Origin of the sequence: Fictibacillus phosphorivorans, from assembly GCF_001619875.1 — a bacterium.
GTDB lineage: Bacteria > Bacillota > Bacilli > Bacillales > Fictibacillaceae > Fictibacillus > Fictibacillus phosphorivorans_B.
In genome coordinates this window covers 43,868-65,476 of the sequence record NZ_LRFC01000037.1, presented here as the reverse complement: position 1 = coordinate 65,476, position 21,609 = coordinate 43,868, and the positions used below count along the sequence as shown (strand labels likewise).

Here is a 21,609-nt window from a genome sequence, read left to right as displayed (position 1 = left end):
AATATATATGGAAATTTATTCACGATAGTATATTGATTTAGCACATACATGTTATGATAAACAAAAAAGACTGCAATGAAGTTAAAGGTGGGGGATGACATGACCTCTATATCTGTAAAACAAAAATTAATGCTTCTACCTGATCAGCCTGGATGCTATCTCATGAAAAATGAGTTCGGTAAAGTAATCTATGTAGGTAAAGCAAAGGTTCTAAAAAACCGAGTGAAATCTTACTTTTCCGGAACACATGATGGGAAAACACAAAGACTTGTCAGTGAGATCAGAGACTTTGAATATATTGTTACATCTACTGAGATGGAAGCTTTAGTTCTTGAGATGAATCTTATAAAAAAGCATGATCCTCGTTATAATGTCATGCTGAAAGATGATAAAAGCTATCCATATTTAAAAGTTACTTCAGAAAAACAGCCAAGACTTTTATACACAAGGAAAATTAAAAAGGATGGCGGAAAATATTTTGGACCGTTTGTGAATGCATATGCGGCCCAAGAAACGAAAAAACTGTTAGACCGTATTTTCCCGCTAAGAAAATGCGACACGATGCCTAAACGTGTGTGTTTATACTATCATATTGGTCAATGTTTAGGACCATGTGTTTACGATATTACAGAACAAGAAAACAAGAATATGGTAGAAGGCATTGTGAAATTTCTGAATGGCGGATATCAAGATGTCAAAAGCCAGTTATCTGAAAAGATGCTTGAAGCCTCTGAAGCCCTAAACTTTGAAAGGGCAAAAGAACTTCGCGATCAGATCCAGTACATCGAAGCCGTAATGGAAAAGCAGAAGATGATGACCGCAGATCTCGTGGATCGAGATGTATTTGGATACCATTTTGATAAAGGCTGGATGTGTGTCCAGGTCTTTTTTATCCGTCAAGGTAAAGTGATCGCTAGGGATATCTCAGTTTTTCCTTTTTACGGCGAGGCACATGAGGATCTACTGACATTTATTGGCCAATTTTATCTGCAAAAAAATCATCTGCTTCCTAAAGAAATCCTCCTTCCGCAAGAAGTAGACGCTGAACTCGTTTCAGAGCTTCTTCAAGTAAAAGTGCATCAGCCTAAAAAGGGTCAAAAGAAAGAGCTGGTTGAATTGGCCACTAAAAATGCGACACTTGCTTTAAACGAAAAATTTGCACTAATCGAACAGGACGAAGCTAGAACGATAAAAGCAGTAGAAAACCTAGGTGAGAGAATGGGTGTGACTCCACCATATCGAATTGAAGCTTTTGATAACTCCAATATTCACGGAACAGATCCTGTTTCAGCCATGGTGGTTTTTGTAGATGGAAAACCATATAAGAAAGATTACAGAAAATATAAGATAAAATCGGTGGAAGGTCCTGATGATTACGCTTCTATGAAAGAAGTCGTCAGGAGAAGATACACAAGAGTTTTAAGGGAAGAAGGAGAACTTCCAAATCTGATCCTAATTGATGGAGGAAAAGGTCAGATTAAAGCCGCTCAGGATGTTTTAGAAAATGAGCTCAATCTTTTTATCCCTGTCGCAGGGCTGGCGAAGGATGATAAGCATAGAACATCACAGCTCTGGCTTGGTGACCCTCCAGAAATGATTCATTTGCCAAGAAACAGTCAGGAATTTTATCTTTTGCAGCGAATTCAGGATGAAGTGCATCGATTTGCGATTTCGTTTCATCGTAAAGTACGTTCAAAAAGTATGTTTGAATCCACTTTAGATAACATAGCTGGGATTGGAGATAAAAGAAAGAAGATGCTTCTTCGTCATTTTGGTTCGTTAAAAAAACTAAAGGAAGCGTCTGTTGAGGATATACAAGAAGCGGGAGTGCCTAAACCTGTGGCAGAACTCATTACAAAAGCATTTTTATCAAATGAGTAGTTGCAGTTGAAGGATAACTTTGTTAAAATGGAGCCAACTTTATAAATAATGCCATGCTTCGAATGAAGTGATGGTAGAGGAGCAGGAACCAATAGTAGACCATCTGAAGAGTAGAAGCTCTTAAGAAGATGGAGGAAAGGGGATTCTTGCCGAAGTGTAAAAGGACTTCTAGCCTTTTATGCTGGACCTGTATTGAATAAATACAGAGCTGTCACACAAGTCCCCCCAGGATTTGTGTGGAGGACTATCTCACTAGGGGAAACAAACTTGGCTTGCTGCGGATAATAGCAACAATAAGGTTTTTTCCTTATTGTTGCTTTTTTTGTTATTACTTTCAGAATACTATAACTTTTTAAGCGCGGTAAAGATCGTGCAGTTGGAAAATTCTTTCTGAAGTAAAAATGCAACTGAGTAGACGTGAAAGATTGAACGTCAACAAAGTTTTCTATTTAACGAGATAGAATAAAACAACAAGAAGGGAATTGGAGAAAACATGGGGAGAATCGTACAAAAATTCGGTGGTACAAGTGTTGGTTCAGTCGAACGGATACAAAATGTTGCAAAACGGATCATCCATGAAGTAGATGGCGGGAATGAAGTGGTTGTTGTTGTTTCTGCAATGGGTAAAACAACAGATGAACTCGTTAGACTTGCCGGTGAGATCAATCAGAATCCTTCAAAGCGTGAAATGGATATGCTTCTTACTACTGGAGAACAAGTTACGATTGCGCTATTAACGATGGCTCTTCATCAAGAAGGTTACAAAGCTCAATCCTTAACAGGCTGGCAAGCTGGAATTAAAACAGAGAATGCTTTTTCGAATGCTAGGATACTAGACATCGATTCAGAAAGAATAAACGGTTTACTAAAGGAAGGAAACATCGTTGTTGTTGCAGGTTTTCAAGGACTGATACCAGAGACGAAAGATATTGCTACTCTTGGACGAGGCGGGTCGGACACTACGGCTGTTGCACTAGCTGCGGCATTAAAAGCAGACAGATGTGATATCTATACAGATGTTACAGGAGTTTATACGACTGATCCTCGGGTTGTAAAATCAGCAAGAAAAATACCTTCTATCTCTTATGATGAGATGCTGGAAATGGCGAACCTTGGAGCAGGCGTGCTGCACCCAAGAGCAGTAGAGTTCGCAAAAAACTATTCCATTACGTTAGAAGTTAGATCGAGTATGAGTGAAGAGCGCGGAACGTTAGTAGAGGAGGAAGCATCAATGGAACAAAACTTAATGGTAAGAGGATTAGCGTTTGAAGGAAATATAACGAAAATTACAGTTTCAGCGATTCCTAATGAGATTCATGCATTAGCAGAACTGTTTACGATACTTGCTTCAAATGGAATTAATGTAGATATCATCATTCAAAATGTATTAAATGAAGAAAAAACGAATATTTCGTTTTCGATCGAATCTAGCTCTTTGTCTGAAACACAAGAAGTACTTGCTGCACATCAAGAGCAATTAGGATTTGAATCAATCAGCTATGAAGGGGAACTTGCAAAGGTTTCTATTGTGGGATCAGGAATGATTTCCAATCCTGGTGTAGCTGCTAAAATGTTCAAAGCTTTGTCAGATCAAGATATTATGATCAAGATGGTAAGCACATCAGAAATTAAGGTTTCAACCGTTGTAAAACAACAAGATATGATCAAATCTATTGAAACGCTGCATGATGTATTTGAACTGGATGCTCGTGTTCCTGTACAGAATACGTAATCAAACATTCAAAAAGCCGGCTTATGCCGGCTTTAGTGTTATTCGATCGTATCTTTTTTATCCCATTGAACAGTGATTGAAACTTTGTTTCGTTTTACAGATTCTAATGCTTCAGTTGTACATTTTTTTTGCAGCTGGACTTGCTCTGCTAGAAAACCTGCTTCTAAGCTGAACGTTTGGTGATCCGTATTCTCGATACGCTGCTCAATGAGTTGAGAGCTTAGTGAGAAAAGCATTTCTGTTTTTGATGCTTCAATCATTTCAAGATTACCCCAGCCTGCTTCAATAAAAAATGCATGTACTTCTTCCATCGTATGTAAAGGATATTTTCTGGCTAAGTGTCTTCCTGCCCAATAGAGAATATTTCGTTCTTGTTTACCGAGAAGTTCAGGCAACAAATCGCTTCGAAGGATTTCATACCCAAAAGCTGAAACAGAAAGCTGTTCTACAGGGGTGTTATCATCCTTTGTTTTTTGTTTAAACATTCTGCATCCCTTCTTTCTATTTTCATTATAACGGGAATGCTGTTTAAACTCTATAGCAACTATCGGTATTTGTCGAAAATCTTAACAGTAAAAAACGTTGATTTATCAATTAAATTTAAGCATTAAGTTGTTAGCGTTTTCTTGACGGTGTCAAACGATGGGAGTAAAATGGACATGTTGCTAGTTAATTAAACTAATTGTTTAACACATCCTCTAAAAGAGGAACTTAAAACGCTTACATGTGGAGAGGAACAAAGATTAGCAGCCAGAGAGAGGCTAAATTTGAAGGGGGCAAGAAAATGGCTGGCAGTAGAGATTTTATTAACAGAAGAATTCATTCATTATTAGGAGTAATTCCGATCGGGCTTTTTCTCGTTCAGCACTTAGTTGTAAACCATTTTGCAACAAGGGATGCTGAAGCATTTAACAAAGCGGCGCACTTTATGGAAAGTTTACCGTTTCGTATTTTCCTAGAAACGTTTGTTATCTATTTACCACTATTGTTTCATGCAGTGTTTGGACTCTACATTACATTCCAAGCAAAAAATAACGTTTCCCGTTATGGCTATTTCCGAAATGCGATGTTCCTTGTTCAGCGTGTAACAGGCGTGATCACATTGATTTTTATTGCTTGGCACGTTTGGGAAACACGCGTACAAGCTGCTTTTGGACAAGAAGTAAACTTTGATATGATGGCAGATATCTTAAGTTCTCCATTCATGGTTGCTTTCTATCTTGTAGGTGTTTTATCTGCGGTATTCCATTTTGCTAACGGATTATGGTCGTTCTTTGTCAGCTGGGGCCTTACAGTTTCGCCTCGTTCACAGAAAATTACAACATACGTAACAATGGCTGTTTTCGTAGCACTTGCTATTGTTAGCGTTAGAACAATCTTTGCATTCATTTAAAAGGGGTGAGACAAATTGAGTAATCAAAAAATTATTGTTGTTGGCGGAGGTCTCGCCGGATTAATGGCTACAATTAAAGCAGCTGAAGCTGGTGTAAATGTTGACCTCTTTTCAGTAGTTCCAGTAAAACGTTCGCATTCTGTTTGTGCTCAAGGTGGTATAAACGGTGCTGTAAATACAAAAGGTGAAGGAGATTCACCATGGGAGCATTTTGATGACTCTGTTTACGGCGGAGACTTTTTAGCAAACCAGCCGCCTGTAAAAGCAATGTGTGATGCGGCTCCAGGAATCATACACTTAATGGACCGTATGGGTGTAATGTTCAACAGAACACCTGAAGGATTGCTTGACTTCCGTCGTTTCGGTGGAACTCAACATCACCGTACAGCATTTGCAGGTGCTACAACAGGTCAGCAGCTTTTATACGCGCTTGACGAGCAAGTTCGACGTCATGAAGTTGCAGGTCTTGTAACAAAGTATGAAGGCTGGGAGTTCTTATCGGCGATTATTGACGACGAAGGCCAATGTCGCGGGATTACTGCTCAGAACTTGAAAACGATGGAGATTGTAAGCTTTGCAGCTGATGCCGTAATTATGGCAACGGGTGGTCCTGGTATTATCTTTGGTAAATCAACGAATTCTGTAATCAACACAGGTGGTGCTGCATCTTCTCTTTATCAGCAAGGTGTTTATTACGCAAATGGCGAGTTTATCCAAATTCACCCTACTGCAATTCCTGGTGATGATAAGCTTCGACTCATGAGTGAGTCAGCGCGTGGTGAAGGTGGACGTGTTTGGACATATAAAGACGGTAAGCCTTGGTATTTCCTTGAAGAGAAATATCCTGCTTACGGAAACCTTGTACCTCGTGATATTGCTACTCGTGAAATCTTCCATGTATGTGTAGATTTAAAGTTAGGAATTAATGGCGAGAACATGGTATACCTCGATCTTTCTCATAAAGATCCTAAGGAATTAGATATCAAGCTTGGCGGAATCATTGAGATCTATGAGAAGTTTATGGGTGATGACCCACGTAAAGTTCCAATGAAAATCTTCCCAGCTGTTCACTATTCAATGGGTGGCATGTGGGTAGATTATGATCAAATGACAAACATTCCGGGTCTTTTTGCCGCTGGTGAATGTGAGTATCAATTCCACGGCGCTAATAGATTAGGAGCAAACTCGTTGCTTTCTGCTATTTTCGGAGGTATGGTGGCAGGTCCATCAGCTGTTAAGTATATTAAAGGGTTAGAAAAAACGGTTGAAGATGTTTCTTCTTCTGTATTTGAAAACCAAGTTAAGAAAGATCAAGAAGTATATAACAATATCCTTTCTATGGATGGAACTGAAAATGCATATGTGATCCATAAAGAACTAGGTGAATGGATGACGGACAATGTAACAGTGGTTCGCTACAACGATAAGTTGAAGCAAACGGATGAAAAGATTCAAGAATTGATGCAGCGCTATAAGAACATTAATATTAACGATACGTCTAAGTGGAGCAACCAAGGTGCTTCGTTTACTCGTCAGCTTTGGCACATGCTGCAGCTTGCTCGTGTTATTACGCTAGGTGCGCTTAACCGTGATGAGAGCCGTGGAGCACATTACAAGCCTGACTTCCCTGAACGTAATGACGAGCAATGGTTAAAAACGACAAAAGCGAAATTCAATCCTGCGACAAACGGACCAGAATTTGAATACGAAGATGTAGATGTATCGCTTATCCAGCCACGTAAACGTGACTATTCTAAGAAGAAGGCAGGGGTGTAAGTATGAGCACAAAAATGGTGAAATTCATCATCTCCAGACAAGATAACCCAGAAACTGCCCCATATTTAGAAGAGTTTGAGATTCCTCATCGTCCGAATATGAATGTAATATCTGCTCTTATGGAAATTCGTAGAAACCCAGTAAATTCAAAAGGGGAAGCTACGACTCCCGTAACATGGGAGATGGGATGTTTAGAAGAAGTTTGTGGAGCTTGTTCAATGGTAATCAATGGGAAGCCTAGACAATCTTGTACGGCACTAGTTGATCAATTAGAACAGCCGATTCGTCTTGAGCCAATGAAAACTTTTCCGGTTGTCCGTGACTTGGCAATCGACAGAAGCAGAATGTTCGATGCGCTTAAACGAGTTAAAGCGTGGATTCCAATTGACGGTACGTACGATCTTGGACCTGGTCCTCGTATGCCTGAAACGAAACGTCAATGGGCATATGAGTTATCAAAATGTATGACTTGCGGTGTCTGCTTAGAGGCATGTCCGAACGTAAACTCCAAGTCAGACTTTATCGGTCCTGCACCATTGTCACAAGTTCGTTTGTTCAATGCTCATCCAACTGGCGAAATGAACAAAGAAGAACGTTTGAATGCAATCATGGATGACGGAGGACTCGCATCTTGCGGAAATTCTCAAAACTGTGTTCAGTCTTGTCCAAAAGGTATTCCTTTAACAACTTCAATTGCAGCACTAAATCGTGATACGAGTTTCCAAGCATTTAAAAACTTCTTTGGAAGCGATCGTTAAGAGTGATAATAATTTAAAAAGGCTTCTCTCGTTTAGGGAGAAGCTTTTTTACAATCCCTTTTCCCTTTGGCCGTTATGTGGCCAAACACGTTTTAACTATGAGAGGCGGTAAGACATGGCTAGACAAGATTACATATCAAATATGGATGAATGGAGCAATGGCTTTTCCTTTTATCATGAATTAAGAGTTCGTTTTGGTGAGATCGATGGTTTTGGGCATGTAAATAACACAAACATCTTCACCTATATGGAAGAGGCAAGAATAGCAATGTTCAGAGAGTTGGGGCTAATGACTGATTGGGGAGCTCCGAATTCTGCAGAGATTCCGGTTGTCGCAGACCTGCAATGTGATTATTTGGCTCAGATATTATACGACGAAAAAATAAGAGTGCATGTAAAAATTAATGAAGTAGGTTCATCTTCCATTGACATTCATTATTTAGGTATAAATGAAAAACAAGTTTCTGTATTTACGGGAAGAGGTGCGATCGTTCAGATCTCAAGACAGAATGGAAGGCCAGTAAAATGGAGTGAAGAGCTAAAAAAACAACTTCAAAACTTTTCCAAAGAAGCCCGTGTTTAAAAATGGGCTTCTTTTTTGTTTAATCTGTAATATTATAATGACTTTTTAAATGAACCAAGTCACTCACATCTGTCTTCCTACATACTATATGTTGACTAAATACTTCCAATATTCGTTGGCGGTTCCTAAACCCTAGCAAGGAGGGGTGAATTCATTGAAAGATAAACACTACCGACCGAAGCCTCTACTTACAAAAAGAGAGAGAGAAGTTTTCGAACTATTGGTCCAAGATAAGACCACAAAAGAGATTGCAGAGCAGCTTTTCATTAGTGAGAAAACCGTTCGAAACCATATTTCGAATACCATGCAAAAGCTTGGGGTTAAAGGACGCTCTCAAGCCGTTGTAGAGTTATTGAGGCTTGGAGAACTCGAGATTTAGTCAGGAAGCGGCTTTCAAGCGAAAGCCGTTTTCAGTTTGCAAGAATAAAAAGTATGCATATCTTTATGAAGGTGTTTTCGCAGAATCTATTGCTTTGGCTGTTTTCTAAAGGATGGTTGCTTTTTAATCTTTTTGTTCATTCGCTTCTTTGACAATTTGCTTGGAGTGGAAGGTGTGAGACTCCTCGAATATAAAAAGCAATTTTCTTCGTGCGATGCGACGCAGCCGAAGCCTTCCTTGTCCTGCGTGACAGGCGGGCAGTGCCAATAATGTGGCTCACCACCTGCCCCGCAGAAAGCGAAGCACCTGAAACGGAAAGCAACTACTATCAAAGGCAACAATGAATACGAAAACAGCATGACTTTTTAAAAACTACAGAATTTTATATGCAGGCAAAAAGTGTAATTGATTTTTCTGTCCATCTTCAGCTATGATGAAAGTTATGATGTTAGTGGTTTATGGACCTAAATGAAAAAGGTGAAAATTCATGAACAAAAACCTTCAAGTAAAAAAAGTACTTAACAATAATGTGGTAATTGTCACGGATTCTTCGAGCGAAGAGCGAATCGTAATCGGAAAAGGGATTGGTTTTGGAAAAAAGCATGGAGAGCCGATTCTTCCTGACCAAGTAGACAAGCTGTTTGTTTTAAAAGATGAAAACGAGCAAGAACAATACAAGACTCTCCTAAATCACATAGATGAAAAGATTGTTGAACTAATAAATGATGTAATCGTTCATATAAGAACAAGATTTGAGAATGACTTGAATGAACATATTCATGTAGCACTTACAGATCACATTACATTCGCCATTAAACGATTGGAACAAGGTTTAGATATTAAAAATCCATTTCTTACTGAGACACAGACCCTCTACCCTAAAGAATATACCGTAGCAGAAGAAGTAATTGAAATGATTAATAAGTCCCTTGGCATCCATCTTCCAGAAGGGGAGATTGGATTTGTTGCACTCCATATTCATAGTGCAATTACAAATAAAAGTGTAACCGATATTAAAAAGCACTCTCAATTGATTAATACTCTGATGCAGATGATTCAGCATTCATTAGACGTGACGATTGATACAAAAAGCATCAATTATTTGCGGCTAGTTCGCCACTTGCGTCATGCCATCGAACGAATATCGATGGGAGATATTATGGAAGAACAAGAAAAGTTAGCAAAAGTGTTGAAAGAAGAATATCCGGTGTGCTACAATTTGGCGTGGAAGTTGATAAAGGTAATGCAAAATACCTTAAACAAACCCGTGCCACATGCAGAAGCTGTGTACTTAACGATGCATTTGCAAAGGCTTTCGCGTTACGACAATGAAGACAAACTGTAATTAGTAAATGAATATACATTATATCGTTTTTACGTGTTACTGATTCGATCAGGCATAAGTAAGAAACAAAAGTGTAGCAGAGATCTAATTAGGATATATTAATATCTGATTAGACAAATTTTGCTCATGTTTCTTATTTATGTCTTTTTTTGTTTTATGCGGAAGTAAATGGAAGGGTTATCAAAATTAAAGGAGGACTTCCTATGTGGAAAAAACTTTTTGGTGTTCTTCAGCGCGTAGGTAAAGCACTGATGCTGCCGGTAGCCATTCTGCCAGCTGCAGGTTTGCTGCTTGCCTTTGGTAATGCGTTCAAGAACCCAGCTTTGATCGAAGTAATACCAGCATTAGATGCTTCATGGTTTCAGCTTGTTGCAGATGTAATGGAGAAATCGGGTGACATCGTTTTTGCCAATTTATCCTTGCTATTTGCAGTTGGTGTTGCCGTTGGACTTGCTGGCGGTGAAGGTGTAGCAGGATTAGCTGCAATCATCGGATACTTAATTATGAACGTAACAATGAGTGTTATTGAAGGGGTTACACCTGATATGGTCGGAAAAGATCCTTCTTTTGCGAACGTACTAGGAATCCCAACACTTCAAACAGGTGTGTTTGGAGGTATCATCGTAGGTATTCTGGCTTCTTATTTATATAAGCGTTTTTACAATATTGAACTTCCTCAATATTTAGGGTTCTTTGCTGGTAAACGTTTCGTTCCAATCATTACGGCGGTTTCTGCTTTAGCACTTGGTATCGTAATGACGTTCATCTGGCCTCCAGTTCAGCATGGACTTAATACGTTCTCTGAGAGTATGATCAATTCAAACTTAACGGTTGCTGCCTTTATATTCGGAGTGATTGAAAGATCATTGATTCCATTCGGGTTGCATCACATTTTCTATTCGCCGTTCTGGTTCGAATTCGGCTCATACAAGTCAGCTGCCGAAGGACTTGTGCGTGGTGACCAGGCGATCTTCTTTGCACAGTTAAAAGATAACGTTGAGTTAACAGCTGGTACATTCATGACAGGTAAGTTTCCGTTCATGATGTTTGGACTTCCAGCAGCGGCGCTTGCTATGTATCACGAAGCTCGTCCTGAGCACAAGAAAGTAGTAGCAGGTATAATGGGTTCAGCAGCACTAACATCCTTCTTAACAGGGATTACTGAACCACTTGAGTTTACATTCTTATTTGTTGCTCCAGTACTTTTTGGAATTCATGCTATCTTTGCAGGACTTTCTTTTATGGTCATGCATTTGTTAAATGTTAAAATAGGGATGACATTCTCTGGTGGTGTAATTGATTACTTGCTGTTCGGAGTTCTTCCTAACCGTACAGATTGGTGGCTTGTTATTCCTGTAGGTTTAGTCTTCGCTGTTATCTATTACTTCGGATTCCGTTTTGCGATTCGCAAATGGAACTTGAAAACACCAGGAAGAGAGATCGTTGATGACGAAGTTGAAACAAATGTTAGTGCGTCCAATAAAGATTCTCTTGCCGCAAATATATTAGAAGGTCTTGGCGGGGAATCCAATATATCTAACCTTGATGCATGTATCACTCGACTACGGGTATCTGTTAATAACCCTAAGGAAGTTGACAAAGATCGTTTGAAAAAACTTGGAGCTTCTGGAGTCCTTGAAATGGGTAACAACATCCAAGCTATCTTCGGAACGCGTTCTGATACGATTAAGAGTGAAATCCAAGATATTATGAATGGTAAAACAGTAGCAAAGCCAAAAAATATCGAGAAAACGCCTGAGCAAGGAAAAGTTGTCGATACGAAAGAAACGGAAGTTGTTAATCCAACATCTTCAATTTCTACTGATGATCGTTTCGTTTCACCGATTAAAGGGAAAATACTTCCGATCACAGAAGTTCCTGATCAAGTGTTCTCAGGAAAAATGATGGGTGACGGATTTGCAATTGAGCCGGCAGAAGGCTTGGTGGTTTCACCGGTTAATGGTAAGATAATCAATATCTTCCCGACTAAACATGCTATTGGTATTGAGTCAGATTCAGGTAAAGAAATCCTAATCCACTTTGGTATCGACACAGTCAAACTTAAAGGTGAAGGATTTGAGAGCTTTGTTTCTGAAGGCGACAAAGTGAAAATTGGTCAGAAAATCTTAAAGGTTGATCTGAACTTTGTTAAGGAAAATGCTCCATCGATCATAACGCCGATCGTGTTTACGAATTTAGCGGGTGAAACGGTTTCCGTTGAAAAAACAGGGACTGTCGCTTTAGAAGAAGAAAATATTATTACATTTAAAAAATAAAGGGGTAATTATCATGGCAGAAAAAACATTTAAAGTAACAAGCGAATCAGGAATTCACGCACGTCCAGCAACAACATTAGTTAACCAAGCAGGTCAGTTCAGCTCAGATATTACACTTGATTACAATGGAAAAAGCGTTAACTTAAAATCAATCATGGGTGTTATGAGCCTTGGCATTCAACAAGGATCTTCAATCGTGATCAAAGCAGAAGGATCAGATGCAGAAGAAGCAATTGCAGCTTTAGCGGATGTTATGAAAAAGGAAGGGCTTGGTGAGTAATGTCTGAAAAAATTTCAGGTATTGCAGCATCAGCCGGCATCGCAATCGCTAAAGCGTTCGTTTTTCAGAACCCTGAATTAACGATTGAAAGAAAATCGATCACAGATTCAGCGAGTGAAATCGAACGTTTTGATTCGGCGCTTTCTGTTTCAAAAGAGGAACTTTCTGTTATTAAGGAAAAAGCGAACAAAGAACTAGGCGAAGACAAGGCAGCTATTTTTGCTGCCCATCTTCTTGTACTAAGCGATCCAGAACTCGTTGATGCTGTAAAACAAAAGATTGAAAATGAAAAAGTAAATGCTGAAGCAGCAATGGATGATGTATCATCCATGTTCATTAATATGTTCGAATCAATGGATAATGAATATATGAAAGAACGTGCAGCAGATATCCGTGACGTTTCAAAGCGTGTTTTAGCACATTTGTTAAATGTAACATTCACTACACCTGCAAGTATTTCTGAAGAAGTTGTCATTCTTGCTGAAGATTTAACTCCATCTGATACGGCTCAATTAAACCGTAATTTTGTTAAAGGTTTTGCAACAGACATAGGAGGAAGAACTTCTCACTCTGCGATTATGTCTCGTTCTATGGAAATTCCTGCAGTAGTTGGAACGAAAACGATTACTGAAAAAGTTGAGAACGGCGTAATGGTAATCATCGATGGTTTAGATGGGCATGTCATTGTAAACCCTTCTGAAGATGAAATTGCTACTTACGAAGAAAAACAAAAACAGTATCAGAAGCAAAAAGAAGAATGGGCAAAGTTAGTGAATGAAAAAACATTCTCAAGTGATTCCGTTCAAGTCGAACTTGCTGCAAATATTGGTACACCCGCGGATGTTAAAGGTGTATTAGAGAACGGAGCGGAAGGTGTAGGGCTTTACCGTACTGAATTCTTATACATGGGCCGTGACCAGCTTCCTACAGAAGATGAGCAGTTCAATGCATATCGTGAAGTTTTAGAGAAAATGGAAGGGAAACCTGTTGTTATCCGCACGCTTGATATCGGAGGCGATAAAGAACTTCCTTATCTAAATCTTCCTAAAGAATTAAACCCGTTCCTAGGATTCCGTGCGATTCGCCTTTGCCTAGAAGAACAGGATATTTTCCGTACACAGCTTAGAGCACTTCTTCGAGCTAGCCGATATGGGAACTTAAAAATTATGTTCCCAATGATCGCAACTCTTGGAGAGTTCCGTGAAGCTAAAGGGATTTTAACTGAAGAAAAAGAAAAGCTCGTGGCAGAAGGAATTGAAGTTTCTGATTCTATTGAAGTTGGTATCATGGTTGAGATTCCATCAACTGCTGTAATGGCAGACACTTTTGCTAAAGAAGTTGACTTTTTCAGCATCGGTACAAACGATTTGATTCAATACACGATGGCTGCAGATCGTATGAATGAACAGGTTTCATATCTTTATCAGCCATACAATCCTGCTATTTTAAGACTAGTTAAAATGGTTATCGACGCAGCTCACAAAGAAGGCAAATGGGCTGGAATGTGCGGTGAGATGGCTGGAGATCCAATCGCAATTCCTATTCTTTTAGGATTAGGGCTTGATGAGTTCTCTATGAGTGCCACATCTGTACTCCCAGCGCGCAGCCAAATCTTAAGTCTATCTAAAGAAAAGATCAGCTCGCATATCGATCAGATCTTACAGATGGAAACGATGGAAGATGTCGTGAAATTTGCGGAAGAGAACTTCTAAATAAGAAGAAGGGGCTATGGGGAAGATTCCATAGTCCTTTTCTTTAGGTTGACTTTAAAAGTAGTTGATTTCCGTTACGGATGCTTCACCCCGTGGAAAGCGTGCAAAATTCAACTACGAACAAAAAGCTATTCAACCGTTATTTTGGATTTGAGCCACAAATATAAATTTTTTAACGATTATTATTGCAATTTCATAAAATTATTAGCAGAATAGAAAACAATGATTGACGCCAATATGTATATAGAGATGAGGCGATGTTTTTGAACAGACCAATTGGAGTCATTGACTCAGGAGTGGGAGGCTTAACGGTAGCAAGAGAAATCATGAAGCAGCTCCCAAAAGAAGAAATTATTTATTTAGGTGATACAAAAAGGTGTCCGTACGGTCCAAGACCATTTGAAGAGGTTAGGACATATACATGGGAAATGATTAACTACCTTTTAAAGCAGGAAATTAAAATGCTAGTTATAGCATGTAATACAGCCACGGCTGCAGTCTTAGAAGAGGCGAAAAAAAAGCTAGATATTCCTGTTCTCGGTGTCATACATCCTGGAGCACGTTCAGCATTGAAAGTGACACGAAACAATCATGTTGGCGTAATTGGGACAGTGGGTACGATTAATAGTGGTGCTTACAAGCAGGTGCTGAAGCAGATTCGTAACGATATTATTGTTGAAAGTCTAGCTTGTCCACTTTTTGTACCTCTTGTGGAGCAAGGAAAGCTTTCAGGCGAAGAAACACTGAACGCAGTCTCAGAAACTCTGTACCCATTAAAAGATGTTTCCATCGATACATTAATACTTGGCTGTACACATTATCCGTTGTTACGACCAGTGATTCAGCAGGTGATGGGAAAGCACATTAAGCTTATTTGCTCTGGTGCGGAAACAGCACGTGAAGTTTCTGTCATTCTCGATCATAGTGGTCTTTTAAATACGAAAGATGCCAAACCTGACCATCGATTCATAGCTACAGCAGAAAGTAGTCATTTTCTTCAAATTGCAAACCATTGGCTTGATCGTAAAATTGAAAAAGTAGAGTGCATATCGTTATAAGTGGGTAAGAGCAGAATCTATTATTAAAGATTCTGCTCTTTTTATTTTTTGTACAAGTGGTCTATAAGAGGAATATAGCTCGTATACATAATAGTACAACCACTTGAGGAGGGAAAGTATGCGCAAAATGATGAAATCAGGGGCTCCGCTGCTTTTATTGTCAGTGTCATTGCTGGTATCGGGTTGCGGAATTGGGGGAGAGAAAGCAGGAAACGAGCTTGATCCCCCAAAAGTGAACTATGTGAAGGAAGGGCAGTCACTAGGTAAGAAAGACAAAGCGGCTAGTGCTGAGCAAACTCAAAAAAGACAGTTGTTTTTATTCGACAGCAATGGGATGGTTGTGCCGCAGGTTCTAGCTCTTCCAAAAAATGATGAAACAGCTAAGCAAGTTTTGCAGTATCTCGTTAAAGATGGTCCTGTAAGCAATATTCTGCCCAATGGATTTCAAGCTGTATTACCGGCAGATACAGAAGTTCTATCTGTAAACATTAAGAAGGGGACTGCGACTGCAAACTTCTCAAAAGAATTTACGGAATATAACGCTGCAGATGAAATGAAAATTCTCCAAGCTATTACATTCACACTTACACAGTTTGATAATATCAAAAAGGTAAAGATTCAAATCGACGGAAAGAATCAAAATTCAATGCCTGTAAACAATACGCCTGTTGGGGATGGTGTAAGCAGAGTAGATGGGATTAACCTCGAGAATGGCAGCGTTGCTGATATTACAAACAGTGAACTCGTAACTCTGTATTTCTTAGCTCAGACTCAAGATCAAACGTATTATGTACCAGTTACACGCCGAGTAGCTAAAGAAGGAACAGATAAAGTTACCGCAACAATCAAGCATTTGATTGACGGCCCATCTGCAGAAAGCACCCTTCTTACGGATTTTAGAACAGATGTGAAGCTCTTGAGTACACCTGTAGTTAAAGATGGTGTAGTTACACTTAACTTTAACGGAGCTTTGTTAGATAACAAAGAAGAGAGCATGATTGCTGACGAAGTATTAAATTCAATCGTTCTTTCTTTAACTGAACTTTCAGAAGTAAAGAAAGTAGCGATTAAAGTAGATGGTAAATCAAAGATCTTTAATGAAAAAGGTAAAGAACTTACAGCACCCGTTTCAAGACCAAAAGAAGTAAATACAGGTGAATTTTAAAATCAAATCGGTTGTGATACAGTAAAGAGACGAGAGAATCGTCTCTTTTTTAATGAGGTTATTTCGTTAAACTTTCTAAGTCTTAGAAGTCGTTGATATCCGTTCCAGGTGCTCGCTTTCCACGGGGCGTACGGTGAGCCTCCTGCCGCTTGCGCCATTAGGAGTCTCCACCTGACCGCTCGTCCCGTAGGAGTCGGCAACCTTTCGCTACAACCAACTTGCAAGTGAAGAAAGTAAATTTCTGCAATAGGTGCCATCTGAGAAGCTTATCAATAGTACGGAAATCAACTACTTTCAATAGCAACCATGGAAGCGAAAACAGCTTTTAGAAAAAGACTTTTATAAAACGGAGGTTTACATAATGAAAATCTTAATCGCTACAAAAAACGAAGGAAAGGTAAAAGAATTTCAATCGATGTTTGAGGATCTTGGACATGAAATCCTCTCTTTAACAGATATTGAAGGAAGTCCAGATGTTGAAGAAACTGGAACGACGTTTGAAGAAAATGCTATCTTAAAAGCGGAAACGATTTCTCAACAGATGAACATTCCTGTGATCGCTGATGATTCAGGCTTGGAAATCGATGCATTGGAAGGAAAGCCTGGAGTTTACTCTGCAAGATATGCTGGCCTCCAGAAAAGTGATGAAGATAACATGAGCAAAGTTTTAGCTGAACTTCAAAACGTACCTGATACACAAAGAAGTGCTCGTTTTGTATGTGCTTTGGCTTTCGCAATGCCTAATAAAAAGACAATCGTTGTAAATGGTGAATGTGAAGGTAAAATTTTAAGGGAAAAAAGGGGTTCTAAAGGATTTGGTTATGATCCAATCTTCTATGTTCCTCATTTAAATCGTTCTATGGCCGAACTAGCAAAAGAAGAAAAAAATAAAATAAGCCACAGAGCTGTCGCTTTAAAGAAACTAAAGAATCTGATCAATGAGGAGGACCTGCTATGGGAAAAGCCTTAATCGTTAGTGATAGTCATGGATTAAAAGATGAATTAATCATGTTAAAAAAGCGTTATGAAGGTCAAGTTGATTTAATGATACATTGTGGTGATTCCGAATTATCGACTAATGCAGGGGAACTGTCTGGATTTGTAACTGTAAAAGGAAATATGGATTATTTAGGCGACGATTTACCAAACGAATCGATTGAATTGTTAGAACAAACATGTATATATATTACTCACGGTCATTTGTACGATGTGAAGATGTCATATCTTTCTCTTGGATATCGAGCAGAAGAAACAGGGGCAAAAATAGCCTGTTTTGGACACTCACATGTTGCAGAAGCCTTTGAACGTGAAGGAATGATTTTCATCAATCCAGGAAGTATAAGGCTGCCAAGAGGGTCGTTTGAGAAGACATATGCGATACTTGAGATCGAAGAAGACGTTGTTTCAGTAAGTTTTTATTCATTAGAGGGTATACGTATAGATTCGTTATGCAAGACCTTTGTGAAAGAGAAAAATAATAAAAATAAAAAAGTTTAAGAAAGTGGTTGACTCTTTTTTAGATATCATGTATATTTAGTTATGTCGTCGCGACAAGATCTAAATTGTCTGCGGGTGTAGTTTAGTGGTAAAACAAGAGCCTTCCAAGCTCTGGTCGTGAGTTCGATTCTCATCACCCGCTCCATTTGTTTTTCTCACGTTCAAATGGCACATGAAAAGTTACATCTAAAGTTATCAGATCTTACACTTAAAAAGCATGTTATAAAAACATATTTGTATCCACGGTCGACAGGTGGAACAAATCACTGTGTGCCCGCAGCGCATGGTAAATGCGGAAAGCGCATTGCTATGCGGAATGGGCTCCAATACATATGTCCCAGTAGCTCAGCCGGATAGAGCATACGCCTTCTAAGCGTACGGTCGGGAGTTCGAATCTCTCCTGGGACGCCATAATACTTACATACAATTACTTTTAGACACACCTGATGTCCTCCATTAAAGGACATTCAGGTGTGTTTTTTTGTTTTGATTTTGTCTTGATCGTGATGGTTTTTTTCAAACTTGCCTTCATAAGCAGATTATTTGTCGAAAATCGGATAAATAATTTTATCTACGGAATTAAAAGTGTTATACACGTATATATCTTGGATTACCTCGTAATTAAAATGATTTTAGCTCGTAATTAGCAACATTAGAAGTACTAATCATAATTCAAACGACAACTTCGGCATTCCAAAAAAAATCTCTAAAACATGCCCTGTATTGTAAGCGCTTTAAAAATGTTTACAATTGGCTTTTGCATCGCTCCATATCCCTATGCCTATAGGAATGTAAGCGGATACAAAATAACTGAAAAGTCAGAAAATAAGAAAAAAACATAAAATTGATGGTTGACCCTTACGGAATATGGGCGTAATATTGTCAACAATTATTAACTTATTTTTAAAAAATTCTAATAATTTAAAATGTAAAGAAAAGGAGGATCACGATGCAGGAGCAATGGGTTTACGTTAATGGTGAGTACGTATTAAAAGACGACGCCAAAGTCTCAGTTTATGATCATGGATTTTTATATGGAGATGGGGTGTTTGAAGGTATTCGTGTTTATAACGGCAATGTATATCGTTTAGACGAACATCTTCAGCGTTTATATGAATCGGCTCAATCCATTATGCTTAAAATTCCCCACACTAAAGAAGAGTTAACAGACATCATTGTCGAAACGCTCCAGAAAAATAAATATCGTGATGCTTATATTCGGCTTGTTATCTCACGAGGAAAAGGAAATTTAGGATTGGACCCTTTCACTTGCGGCCAGCCGGGAGTCATCGTAATCGCAGAACAGCTTGCTCTATTTCCTAAAAAGCTTTATGAAACGGGGTTAGAGATCATAACTGTAGCAAGCAGAAGAAATCGTCCAGATGTTTTAAGTCCTAAAGTGAAATCACTAAATTATTTAAACAATATTCTAGTAAAGATTGAAGCAAGTCTTGCTGGTGTAAGTGAAGCACTTATGCTAAATGATCAAGGCTATGTGGCGGAAGGTTCGGCTGACAATGTATTTATTATAAAAGGCAATACCATCAAGACACCTCCAGGTTACTTGGGAGCGCTTGAAGGAATCACGCGAAATGCAATTGTTGAGATTGCACGCGACCAAGGCTACAACATGGTAGAAGAGCCGTTTACGAGACACGATGTTTATGTAGCAGATGAAGTGTTCTTAACAGGTACTGCTGCAGAAGTCATCGCAGTTGTAAAAGTGGATGGCAGAGTTATCGGAAGCGGTTCACCAGGAGAACATACAAATAAACTTTTAGAATCGTTTAGAAAAAAAGTAGTTGAAGAAGGTGTGAAAGTTTATTCAAAGAATCAAGCCGTTCAAGCGGGATAAAGAAAGTATAGGAGTGTTACAGATATGCGCAGTAATATGATCAAACAAGGAATCGATAGAGCCCCGCATAGAAGTCTTCTCCACGCAGCGGGAGTTGCACCAGAGGATATGGATAAACCATTTATCGGTGTTTGTAATTCCTATGTTGATATTATTCCGGGGCATATGCATCTCAACAAAGTTGGTGAGTGGGTAAAAGAAGCCATTAGAGAAGCAGGCGGAATACCTTTTGAGTTTAATACGATCGGCGTAGATGACGGAATTGCGATGGGGCATATCGGAATGAGATATTCACTTCCAAGCAGAGAAGTCATTGCTGATGCAGCAGAAACCGTAATTAACGCCCATTGGTTTGACGGTGTGTTTTATATCCCGAACTGCGATAAAATCACACCTGGTATGCTGATGGCAGCTGTTCGAACGAATGTACCTGCTGTATTTGTTTCAGGTGGTCCGATGGAAGCCGGAAAATCAATGACAGGAAAATCGCTTTCTCTTGCCTCGGTCTTTGAAGGGGTTGGATCACACCTTGCTGGAAAGATGACAAGAGAGGAACTATTGGAACTTGAAACGAGTGCCTGTCCGACTTGCGGTTCATGCTCTGGTATGTTTACCGCTAACAGTATGAATTCCATTATGGAGATGCTAGGGATTACATTGCCCGGCAACGGTACACTCGTAGCTACATCAGATGAGAGAAGAACATTGTATAAAGAAGCTGCAGTTTCTCTTATGGACCTTGTGAAAAATGACATTAAACCTAGAGATATTATCACAAAAGAAGCTATTGATGACGCTTTTGCATTAGATATGGCGATGGGTGGCTCAACGAATACAGTTCTCCATATGCTTGCGATAGCTAATGAAGCTGAGATTGATTATGATTTGTCACGAATCAATGAAATTGCAGAAAGAATTCCTTACCTCTCAAAAATCAGTCCGGCTTCAGATTATTCGATGCAGGATGTTCATAGAGCTGGTGGTGTCAGCGCTATTATCAATGAACTCTGTAAAATGGAAGGTGCTATTCATAACGATCGTATAACGATTTCGGGAAAAACGCTTGAAGAAAGAGTGCGCAACGCTGAAATTTTGGATGATGATGTTATCCGAAGAAAAGAAAACGCGTATTCGCCAGTTGGCGGCTTATCCATTCTATACGGAAACATTGCGCCAGATGGCTGTGTCATCAAGGTAGGAGCCGTTGATCCTTCCATAAAAACATTTCAGGGTGAGGCAATCGTCTATGAATCTCAGGAAGAGGCGATCCAAGGTATTAATAATGGAGAAGTTAGAGAAGGTCATGTCGTAGTCATTCGGTATGAAGGGCCAAAAGGCGGCCCGGGAATGCCAGAGATGCTTTCTCCTACATCAGCGATAGCAGGAAGAGGGTTAAGCACTAAAGTAGCTTTAATTACAGATGGCAGATTTTCTGGAGCTTCCAGAGGTATCTCGATTGGCCATATTTCACCTGAAGCTGCTCAAGGCGGACCTATCGCTTTTGTAAATAATGGAGATCCGATTCTAATCAATCTAGTTAACAGAACGATTCAAGTTTTATTAACGGAAGAAGATTGGGTTGAACGAAAAAAAGGTTGGGTAAAACCTGAGCCGAAAATTAAAAAAGGTTATCTCGCTCGTTATGCAGCCCTCGTAACATCTGCGAACACTGGCGGAATCTTAAAAATTTAAAACCAATAAAACGATGACGGAGAACAATGGTAGATGTGGAATACTCAGAGAACCGGGATTGCTGTGAACCGGTTATTCCTAATACCAGGACATCCCTCCTGAGTGCCCTTTTGAAAGAATGTTAAGTAGGAAGGGCCAAGCGATACTCCATTTTTTATCGCTTGTTATCAAATGACGGCTCGTTCGTCTTAAGACGGTCCTTGTATAAATTACTACAAGTGCCGTGA

The 21,609-nt window shown here is 39.3% G+C and carries 18 protein-coding genes, 2 tRNA genes and 1 riboswitch; of the genes, 19 read left to right on the top strand and 1 reads right to left on the bottom strand.

The features are described from left to right. Positions 1–99 precede the first annotated feature (99 nt). Positions 100–1,881 (top strand): excinuclease ABC subunit UvrC, encoded by a 1,782-nt coding sequence (gene uvrC, locus AWM68_RS15120; protein ID WP_066243556.1) that lies wholly within the window; start codon positions 100–102, stop codon positions 1,879–1,881. A gap of 66 nt (positions 1,882–1,947) precedes the next feature. Then, positions 1,948–2,136, top strand: a riboswitch (Lysine riboswitch). 238 nt (positions 2,137–2,374) lie between these two features. Continuing rightward, complete coding sequence (locus AWM68_RS15115; RefSeq protein WP_066243553.1) at positions 2,375–3,613, top strand: aspartate kinase; 1,239 nt, start codon at positions 2,375–2,377, stop codon at positions 3,611–3,613. Positions 3,614–3,651: 38 nt separating this feature from the next. Here AWM68_RS15115 and AWM68_RS15110 read toward each other — a convergent pair whose 3' ends face one another. Beyond that, positions 3,652–4,098: a YslB family protein gene (locus tag AWM68_RS15110; protein ID WP_066243551.1), complete on the bottom strand. Its 447-nt coding sequence runs from the start codon at positions 4,096–4,098 to the stop codon at positions 3,652–3,654. A 299-nt stretch (positions 4,099–4,397) separates the two neighbouring features. Here AWM68_RS15110 and AWM68_RS15105 point away from each other — a divergent pair, with 299 nt between their 5' ends. The 17 genes from AWM68_RS15105 to ilvD all read left to right on the top strand — a co-directional run bounded on the left by AWM68_RS15105 (position 4,398) and on the right by ilvD (position 21,382). After that, entirely contained in the window at positions 4,398–5,006 is a 609-nt protein-coding gene (locus tag AWM68_RS15105; RefSeq protein ID WP_066243545.1) for a succinate dehydrogenase cytochrome b558 subunit, read from the top strand. 15 nt (positions 5,007–5,021) lie between these two features. Beyond that, a complete protein-coding gene (sdhA, locus tag AWM68_RS15100; RefSeq protein ID WP_066243542.1) occupies positions 5,022–6,782 on the top strand; it encodes a succinate dehydrogenase flavoprotein subunit in 1,761 nt (586 codons plus the stop codon). 2 nt (positions 6,783–6,784) lie between these two features. Then, the gene (sdhB, locus tag AWM68_RS15095) at positions 6,785–7,540 is read left to right on the top strand and encodes a succinate dehydrogenase iron-sulfur subunit (protein ID WP_066243540.1); all 756 of its coding nucleotides are present in this window, start codon (positions 6,785–6,787) and stop codon (positions 7,538–7,540) included. A 115-nt stretch (positions 7,541–7,655) separates the two neighbouring features. Then, positions 7,656–8,123, top strand: a complete 468-nt coding sequence (locus AWM68_RS15090) for an acyl-CoA thioesterase (protein WP_066243537.1) — start codon at positions 7,656–7,658, stop codon at positions 8,121–8,123. A 154-nt stretch (positions 8,124–8,277) separates the two neighbouring features. Then, positions 8,278–8,502: a helix-turn-helix domain-containing protein gene (locus tag AWM68_RS15085; protein WP_066243534.1), complete on the top strand. Its 225-nt coding sequence runs from the start codon at positions 8,278–8,280 to the stop codon at positions 8,500–8,502. A gap of 487 nt (positions 8,503–8,989) precedes the next feature. Further along, positions 8,990–9,847, top strand: coding sequence for a glucose PTS transporter transcription antiterminator GlcT (gene glcT / locus AWM68_RS15080; protein WP_066243532.1), 858 nt, complete (start codon positions 8,990–8,992; stop codon positions 9,845–9,847). A 203-nt stretch (positions 9,848–10,050) separates the two neighbouring features. Further along, on the top strand, positions 10,051–12,123 hold the full coding sequence (ptsG, locus tag AWM68_RS15075) for a glucose-specific PTS transporter subunit IIBC (RefSeq protein WP_066243527.1): 2,073 nt from the start codon (positions 10,051–10,053) through the stop codon (positions 12,121–12,123). Positions 12,124–12,136: 13 nt separating this feature from the next. Further along, entirely contained in the window at positions 12,137–12,403 is a 267-nt protein-coding gene (locus AWM68_RS15070) for a phosphocarrier protein HPr (RefSeq protein ID WP_066243525.1), read from the top strand. Next, positions 12,403–14,115 (top strand): phosphoenolpyruvate--protein phosphotransferase, encoded by a 1,713-nt coding sequence (gene ptsP, locus AWM68_RS15065; protein ID WP_066243522.1) that lies wholly within the window; start codon positions 12,403–12,405, stop codon positions 14,113–14,115. Before AWM68_RS15070 ends, ptsP begins: the two co-directional genes overlap by 1 nt. 263 nt (positions 14,116–14,378) lie before the next feature. Then, the gene (gene racE / locus AWM68_RS15060; protein WP_066243519.1) at positions 14,379–15,173 is read left to right on the top strand and encodes a glutamate racemase; all 795 of its coding nucleotides are present in this window, start codon (positions 14,379–14,381) and stop codon (positions 15,171–15,173) included. A gap of 127 nt (positions 15,174–15,300) precedes the next feature. Next, the gene (locus AWM68_RS15055; protein ID WP_066244113.1) at positions 15,301–16,338 is read left to right on the top strand and encodes a GerMN domain-containing protein; all 1,038 of its coding nucleotides are present in this window, start codon (positions 15,301–15,303) and stop codon (positions 16,336–16,338) included. 358 nt (positions 16,339–16,696) lie between these two features. Then, positions 16,697–17,308: an XTP/dITP diphosphatase gene (locus AWM68_RS15050; RefSeq protein ID WP_066243516.1), complete on the top strand. Its 612-nt coding sequence runs from the start codon at positions 16,697–16,699 to the stop codon at positions 17,306–17,308. Then, complete coding sequence (locus AWM68_RS15045; RefSeq protein ID WP_066243513.1) at positions 17,293–17,835, top strand: metallophosphoesterase; 543 nt, start codon at positions 17,293–17,295, stop codon at positions 17,833–17,835. Before AWM68_RS15050 ends, AWM68_RS15045 begins: the two co-directional genes overlap by 16 nt. A 71-nt stretch (positions 17,836–17,906) precedes the next feature. After that, positions 17,907–17,980 (top strand) — tRNA-Gly (locus AWM68_RS15040). 189 nt (positions 17,981–18,169) lie between these two features. Beyond that, positions 18,170–18,246, top strand: a tRNA-Arg gene (locus AWM68_RS15035). Between the two features lie 538 nt (positions 18,247–18,784). After that, positions 18,785–19,690: a branched-chain-amino-acid transaminase gene (gene ilvE, locus AWM68_RS15030; protein ID WP_066243511.1), complete on the top strand. Its 906-nt coding sequence runs from the start codon at positions 18,785–18,787 to the stop codon at positions 19,688–19,690. A 24-nt stretch (positions 19,691–19,714) separates the two neighbouring features. Then, a complete protein-coding gene (gene ilvD, locus AWM68_RS15025) occupies positions 19,715–21,382 on the top strand; it encodes a dihydroxy-acid dehydratase (RefSeq protein WP_066243508.1) in 1,668 nt (555 codons plus the stop codon). Positions 21,383–21,609 lie beyond the last annotated feature (227 nt).